The sequence below is a fragment of the Streptomyces pathocidini genome, assembly GCF_001418495.1.
In the GTDB taxonomy this organism is placed as follows: Bacteria; Actinomycetota; Actinomycetes; order Streptomycetales; family Streptomycetaceae; genus Streptomyces; species Streptomyces pathocidini.
Genome location: NZ_LIQY01000556.1, coordinates 1 through 3,086, shown reverse-complemented (window position 1 = coordinate 3,086; position 3,086 = coordinate 1). Strand labels below are relative to the sequence as shown.

3 protein-coding genes and 1 pseudogene are annotated in these 3,086 nt (G+C 72.6%); 2 read left to right on the top strand and 2 right to left on the bottom strand.

Annotated features, from left to right (window positions below; translation table 11 throughout):
- A partial coding sequence (locus AOK16_RS22490) for a Gfo/Idh/MocA family oxidoreductase (RefSeq protein WP_240483701.1) occupies positions 1 to 320 on the top strand: 320 nt, incomplete at its 5' end.
- Positions 321 to 514: 194 nt separating this feature from the next.
- The gene (locus tag AOK16_RS22485; protein WP_055473986.1) at positions 515 to 997 is read left to right on the top strand and encodes a heme-degrading domain-containing protein; all 483 of its coding nucleotides are present in this window, start codon (positions 515 to 517) and stop codon (positions 995 to 997) included.
- Positions 998 to 1,147: 150 nt separating this feature from the next.
- Here the strand turns inward: AOK16_RS22485 and AOK16_RS22480 are convergent, their stop codons facing one another.
- Together AOK16_RS22480 and AOK16_RS22475 are read right to left on the bottom strand one after the other, a co-directional pair.
- Positions 1,148 to 2,005: a fumarylacetoacetate hydrolase family protein gene (locus AOK16_RS22480; protein WP_055473985.1), complete on the bottom strand. Its 858-nt coding sequence runs from the start codon at positions 2,003 to 2,005 to the stop codon at positions 1,148 to 1,150.
- Positions 2,006 to 2,211: 206 nt separating this feature from the next.
- Positions 2,212 to 2,807: pseudogene (locus AOK16_RS22475) on the bottom strand (class E sortase); the annotation flags it as partial.
- Between the last annotated feature and the right edge of the window lie 279 nt (positions 2,808 to 3,086).

Genomic DNA, 3,086 nt, shown 5'->3' with positions numbered 1-3,086 from the left:
AGTACGGGCTGGCCCCGCAGGAGGCCGCTCTGAAGGAGGGCTTGCGGCCCGGGCCCCAGTGGGGCGCGGAGCCGGAGTCGCTGTGGGGCCGGGTGGGCGCGGGCGAGTCTCCGCTGACCGGTGGCGGCACCCCGGTCCGTACGGTCCCGGGCGACTACCCGGCCTACTACCAGGCCGTGGCCGCCGCCCTCCGCGACGGCACCCCGCCGCCGGTGACGGCCTTGGAGGCTGCGGCGGCCCTGGACGTCCTGGAAGCGGCCCGCGTCTCGGCGCGCGAGGGCCGTACCGTCACGATCGCCACGACAGGAGGAGACGCGTGATGGCCCCCAACCCGGAACCGGCTCAGGAACCGACTCCCGGCCGCGAGCAGGCAGTTCCCGGCCCGGCCGGCGGCGCTTCGGGCGCCGGCACCGGCCCTGGCGCCGGTGGCACGGCGGGCGGGCAGCCCGCGCCCGGTGGGCCCGGCGCGCCGGTCGAGCCCGCCGCGTCCACCGACCCGGCCCAGGCCGCGGCCCTGTTGATCCCCGAACTGGAGGCGCAGGAGCGCCGACTGGTGCTGCGCTCCTTCACTCACGACGACGCCTGGCACCTGGGCTCGCTCCTGGTGGAGCTCGCCCGGCTGCGCCATGCGCCGGTCGCGGTGGACATCCGGCGCGGCCCGCAGCAGCTGTTCCACTGCGCGCTGCCGCGCTCGTCCGCGGACAACGATGCCTGGATCGACCGCAAGCGGCGCGTGGTAGAGCGCTACGCCGAGAGCTCGTACCTCGTCGGCACCCGCTTCCGCGCCAAGGGCACCGCGTTCGAGGACTCCTCGCGGCTCGACCCCGACCTCTTCGCCGCCCACGGCGGCTCCTTCCCCATCGCCGTCGAGGGCGCGGGCGTGATCGGCTCGGTCACGGTCTCGGGGCTGCCTCAGGCGGAGGACCACGCGCTGGTGGTCGAGGCGCTGGAGCGGTTCATGGCGACGGGCCGAGCGGTGGAGGGCGCGACGCACTGACGATGCGCACCGCCGTGTGCCGCGCGCGTCGCCCCCCCCCTCAGGGTCACCCCGGGGGGCGACGCGCGGTCGTTCCGACCTCACGTCCTCCCGGAGTTCCGGCTCACGCCCCCTTGGGCTCCTACTCTCACGCTCCTCACGCTTCTGCCCTCACGCCTCCTTGAGTTCCTGCCGCTGCCGCCCCAGTCCCTCGATCTCGAGCTCGACCACGTCCCCGGCCTTGAGGAAGGGCTTGGGGTCGGGGTGGCCGAGCGCGACGCCCGCGGGTGTCCCGGTATTGATGACGTCACCTGGATAGAGCGTCATGAACTGGCTGAGGTACCACACCACTTCGCCCACCGGGAAGATCTGCTCGGCCGTCGTGCCGTCCTGCTTCACCTCGCCGTTCACACTGAGCCGCAGCCGCAGCGCCTGCGGGTCCGGCACCTCGTCGGCGGTGACCAGCCAGGGGCCCAGTGGGTTGAAGGTCTCGCAGTTCTTGCCCTTGTCCCACTGCCCGCCGCGCTCGATCTGGAACGCCCGCTCCGAGACGTCGTGCGCGACCGCGTAGCCCGCGACGTACCCGAGCGCCTCCTCGGCCGACTCCAGATACCGGGCCGTCCGCCCTATGACAACGGCGAGTTCGACCTCCCAGTCCGTCTTCTCGCTGCCCCGCGGCACGAGCACCGTGTCGTAGGGCCCGACGACCGTGTCCGGTGCCTTCATGAAGAGGATCGGCTCCTCCGGAATGGCCGCACCGGTCTCGCACGCGTGGTCGTGGTAGTTCAGCCCGATGCACACGATCTTGCCGATCCGCCCGAGCGGCGGCCCGATCCGCAGCCCCGCGCCGTCGAGCACGGGCAGGTCCCCGGCCGCAGCCGCGGCCCGTACGCGCTGGAGCGCGCTCTCGTCGGAGAGCAACTCCCCGTCGATGTCCGCCACCAGGCCGGACAGGTCACGCAGGGTCCCGTCCTCGTCGAGCAGCGCCGGACGCTCCGCCCCCGCCGTTCCGACTCGCAGCAGCTTCACAGTCAACCTCCCGTGATCGAGGGTCGGCCCGGCACCCCCGCCGGACCGGCCGATGGGTGGCGGCCATCGGTCAGAATTTGGTCGATCCTCCAAGCCCACCGTCCACTCCGCAAGCCCCCGTTCACGGACTGGACCGCTACTGCTCTGCGCTTCGCTGCCATCCCAACCCCCCGATCACGCTCCGTCACCCTGACAACGCCCCGGTCCTACCCCCGAGTTCCCCGCTTCTCGATTGATTTCAGTTTTCCCCAGACCACCAGCCGGTACTTGGAGGTGTACTCGGGAGTGCAGGTGGTGAGGGTGATGTAGTAGCCGGGCTGGGTGAAGCCGTAGCCGGGGCGGGCCGTGCTGCGGGGGATCCCGGCGATGACGGTCGTGTCGATCGCGGAGGTCTGGGGGAGGGTGCGTTCGACACGGTAGGTGAACACGCCGTCGTGCGTCTCGACCCGCAACTCGTCGCCGTTCCGCAACCGGTTGATATAGCGGAACGGTTCGCCGTGGGTGTTGCGGTGCCCGGCGAGGGCGAAGTTCCCGGCCTGGCCGGGCTGCGCGGTCCGCGGGTAGTGGCCGACGTAACCCCGGTTCAGCACGCCGCTCTTGCTGATCCCCTGGGCGACGGGCGCGATGACGCCGAGGCGGGGGATGCGCAGCACCGCGTACGCCTGGTCCCAGCTCGGTGCGGCGGGTTGTGCGGAACGGTCGCTTCCGCCCGTCCCCGTATCGCCTCCGGCCTGCCCTCCCTCCGCGGCGTCCGCGGCCGATTCGTCGGCCGATCCGTCCGCTTCGTCGGCCGATCCGTCCGNNNACAGCCCGCGCGCGACCAGCACCCGCCGCGGCCGCCGATCCCGTACCACGGGCACCCGTTCCCGCACCCCAACCACCTCCCGGCGACCGGCCGACGGCGGGAACCGCATGTCCTCACGCGGTCACGCCGCAGAGCCGCGGCGGCACGATAGGCGCTCCTCCGCCAACCCACCAGAGCCTCCGCCCCACCGGAACACCCGGCACCAGCGCTTACCCCCTACCGAGCTGCGCGAACCGGACGACACCCCCCGCCCGCGTACAGCAGTACGGTGTGCAC